This window comes from Vibrio sp. Y176, from assembly GCF_033438945.1.
The window spans coordinates 1-836 of sequence record NZ_JAWOQS010000287.1; the positions used below are offsets into that span (position 1 = coordinate 1).

The window sequence follows — 836 nt, forward strand, 5'->3', positions numbered from 1 at the left end:
TGGGTTCACCGCTTTCAAAGCTTGTAAACGCTCTAGCTCCGCATTCAAGCTTTGCTGCATATCTTGCTGCGCTTGCTTACGAACGGCTTCCACTTTCTCTTCAACCAGCACATCACCCGCTGCAATCTGACGGTGCACATCTGTTTGGACAGACGTCACCAGCTTGCTGCCAAGATGACGGTTTACTGGGCTAAGTTGACGGTTGAAACATTCAAACTCCACTTGAGCCGACAGATCGTTACCACGCGAGTCCATCATCAGACGGATTGGCGTTTTCGGTAAGAAACGCGTGATACCGCTGCGTTTTGGTGCTTGCGCATCTACCGCGTAAATCAGTTCAAGCAGAATCGTACCAACTGGCAACGCCTTGTTTTTCAACAAAGATACCGCAGAAGTACCCACACCTTCACTCATCAGAAGATCGATACCACCTTGGATCATTGGGTGTTCCCAACTGATGAAGTGCATGTCTTCACGAGAAAGCGCGGTATCGCGATCAAAAGTGATCGTCGCACCTTCGTATGGCAAACCAGGGTAGCTTGGCACCATCATGTGCTCTGATGGCGTCACCACCAGTGCATTTTCGCCTTTGTCGTCTTGGTTCAAACCAATCGTATCAAACAGAGAAAGCGCAAACGTGACTAAGTTTGTATCACCATCGGTTGATTCAATTTTCTCCACGATTTGCTGAGCTTTTTCGCCGCCGTTAGAGTGCATTTCTAGCAAGCGGTCACGACCTTGCTCTAGTTGCGATTTCAATTCTTTGTTCAGCTTCGCTGATTCTTCGATGATCTCATCCAGAGTGCTGGTATCTCCTGACGCCAGAATCTCAATCA

At 48.6% G+C, this 836-nt stretch carries 1 pseudogene; it reads right to left on the bottom strand.

The features are described 5' to 3' along the window. Window positions 1-836: pseudogene (locus R7O13_RS25605) on the bottom strand (RNA polymerase-associated protein RapA); the annotation flags it as partial.